The organism is Variovorax sp. 01T439_2 (assembly GCF_056398445.1).
This window is the reverse complement of sequence record NZ_JBFTPJ010000843.1, coordinates 1-2,626: the sequence shown is the minus strand read 5'-3', so window position 1 is coordinate 2,626 and position 2,626 is coordinate 1. Positions and strand designations below refer to the sequence as shown.

Here is a 2,626-nt window from a genome sequence, read left to right as displayed (position 1 = left end):
ATGCAAGGCCGAGGTCGTCGAGGAACTGCCGCGTGGTGGCGTACAGCGCCGGCCGGCCGACGGTTTCGCGGTGGCCGATGACCTCGACCCAGCCGCGGTCCTCGAGCTGCTTGAGGATGAGGGAATTGATGGTGACGCCGCGGATGTCTTCCATGTCGCCGCGCGTGACCGGCTGGCGATAGGCAATGATGGCCAGGGTCTCGAGGGCGGCGCGGGTGTAGCGCGGCGGCTTCTCGGGATGCAGGCGGTCGAGGTGGTCGCGCATCTCGGGCCGGCTCTGGAAGCGCCAGCCGCTGGCAACGTTCACCAGTTCCAGGCCGCGCTGCGCCCAGTCTTCCTGCAGTTCGAGCAACAGCACCTTGATGGTGTCCACGCCCAGCTCGTCGTCGAACAGCACGCGCATGTCGCGCACTGGCAGCGGCTGGCTCGAACAGATCAAGGCGGTTTCGAGAATGCGCTTGGCATCCGCCGTATTCATGGTTTGCGTTATCCGGGAAAAGGCGTCTCGGGGACGCTTGTTCAGAAGGATGAAAGAAGGCGCTGCCGGCACGCGGCGAGTGCAACGCAAGGCCGGCATCGGGGTGGCCGGCGCGGCCCTCGGGCCGTCAGGCGCGATTGTAATCCAGCCCCAGGGCCTGGAACGCCTGAACCAGGTCGGCCGGCGGAAGTGAACGCAGTTCCAGCGCGGCTTGCGTGACGGGATGCACGAAAGCGAGCCTGAAGGCGTGCAGCGCCTGCCGCCCCAGCCCCGCGGCCGGCGCTCCGCCGTAGAGCGCATCGCCAACGAGCGGATGCCCGATCGACGCCATGTGCACGCGGATCTGGTGCGTGCGGCCCGTTTCGAGCGTGCACCGCACGGCACAAGCCTGCGCGTTGCTGTCCAGGCGCTCGATGAGCGTGCGTGCCGTCTTGCCGGCATGGCGCTCGAGGTCGACCACGGCCATGCGCAAACGGTTGCGCGGATCGCGGCCGATGGGCGCGTCGACCTGCCGGGCTGCCGCGCCGGTCCAGGGCTTGTGTCCGAGCGCGAGGTATTGCCGCTTGACTTCGCGCGCGGCGATCAGCGCCACCATGGCATCCATCGCGGCCCGGGTGCGCGCCACGACCATGAGCCCGCTGGTGTCGCGGTCGAGCCGGTGCACGATGCCCGCGCGCGGCAGCAGCGCGGCCTTGGGGTCGAGCGCGAGCAGGCCGTTCAGCAGCGTGCCGCTCCAGTGGCCCGGCGCCGGATGCACCACCAGGCCGGCCGGCTTGTCGATGATGCGCAGGTGCTCGTCCTCGTGCACCGTGACGATGTCCATCGCCTCGGGCCGGAAGGCCTGGCTCTGGGGCGTCGGCCGCAGCTCGATATGGCCGGTCTGCCCCGCGCGCACGGTGGCGGAAGCCTTCAGCAGGGTGCGCCCCCGCAGCTCCACGGCGCCGGCTTCGATCAGCTGTTGCAGATAGTTGCGAGAAAATTCCGGCACCAGGGCGGCCAGCGCGCGGTCCAGCCGCTGGCCATGCTCGGCCGGGCCCACAGTGAAGGGCCGCAGTTCGCTGGATTCGACCGGGTCGGCGCCCTCGTCGGACTCGGCGGCGTCGGGGACCATGTCCAGAGGGTCGGTCGATATAATTGAGGGCAACTGTTTCACGAAAGCCGTATGTGATGTTTCGCGCCAAATTATCGGTCCCCTCCTGGATCGCCCTCAGCGCGGCAGCGCTGCTTGCAGCCGGCTGCTCCTCCACCTCCGTCGACAAGACCGCCAACTGGAGCCCCAACCGCATCTACGCCGAGGCCAAGGACGAAGTGGGCTCCGGCGCCTACGACAAGGCCGTGCCGCTGTACGAGAAGCTCGAAGGCCGCGCCGCCGGCACGCCGCTCGCGCAGCAGGCCCAGCTCGAGAAGGCCTACGCCCAGTACAAGTCCGGCGAGAAGGCCAATGCCATCGCCACCATCGACCGCTTCCTGAAGCTGCATCCGGCCAGCCCGGCGATCGACTACGCGCTCTACCTCAAGGGCGTGATCAACTTCAACGACGACCTCGGCATGTTCGCGTTCCTCACGCGCCAGGACCTGTCCGAGCGCGACCAGAAGGCCGCCAAGGAATCGTTCGAGTCGTTCAAGGAACTGGCAACGCGCTTCCCCGAGTCGCGCTACGCGCCCGACGCGCGCCAGCGCATGAACTACATCGTGAATTCGCTCGCGCAGTACGAAGTGCACGTGGCGCGCTACTACTACTCGCGGGGCGCCTATCTGGCGGCCATCAACCGCGCGCAGCTCGCGCTGTCCGACTACCGCGAAGTGCCCGCGCTCGAAGAAGCCCTGTACATCATCGTGCGCTCCTACGATGCGCTCGGCATGAAGGACCTGCGCGACGACGCCCAGCGCGTGCTGACCACCAACTATCCGCACAGCGAGTACCTCGCGCGCGGCTTCAAGGGCAAGGACGATCCGTGGTGGAAGGTCTGGTAATCCGCTGGAACGACAAAAAGCCCTTCGGGGCTTTTTCTTCGTCTGCGCCCTTCAGGCCGAGAGCGAGTTCCTGAGTTCGCCGATCGCCGCCTCGAAGTCCGCTTCGCTTTCCAGCCTGCGCATCGGCGGCAGCGCGGCCAGGAGCCGCCGGCCATAGCCCATGGCGACCAGGCG

General features: G+C 67.9%; 3 protein-coding genes. 1 reads left to right on the top strand and 2 read right to left on the bottom strand.

Translation table 11 applies throughout. From position 1 onward, the window contains the following. Both scpB and AC1DOC_RS28640 read right to left on the bottom strand, forming a co-directional pair. On the bottom strand, positions 1-478 hold a 478-nt coding region (scpB, locus tag AC1DOC_RS28645), incomplete at its 3' end, for an SMC-Scp complex subunit ScpB (protein ID WP_478131017.1). 127 nt (positions 479-605) lie between these two features. Next, complete coding sequence (locus AC1DOC_RS28640; RefSeq protein WP_027730833.1) at positions 606-1,589, bottom strand: RluA family pseudouridine synthase; 984 nt, start codon at positions 1,587-1,589, stop codon at positions 606-608. Between the two features lie 56 nt (positions 1,590-1,645). On the opposite strand from AC1DOC_RS28640, the gene AC1DOC_RS28635 reads away from it, so the two are divergent. Further along, complete coding sequence (locus tag AC1DOC_RS28635) at positions 1,646-2,452, top strand: outer membrane protein assembly factor BamD (RefSeq protein WP_012747298.1); 807 nt, start codon at positions 1,646-1,648, stop codon at positions 2,450-2,452. The last annotated feature ends 174 nt before the right edge of the window (positions 2,453-2,626 follow it).

Excerpts from the sequence above, each read along its gene's own strand:
- AC1DOC_RS28640 (WP_027730833.1), bottom strand. The coding sequence starts at position 1,589 with ATGGTCCCCGACGCCGCCGAGTCCGACGAGGGCGCCGACCCGGTCGAA.
- AC1DOC_RS28635 (WP_012747298.1), top strand. The coding sequence starts at position 1,646 with ATGTTTCGCGCCAAATTATCGGTCCCCTCCTGGATCGCCCTCAGCGCG.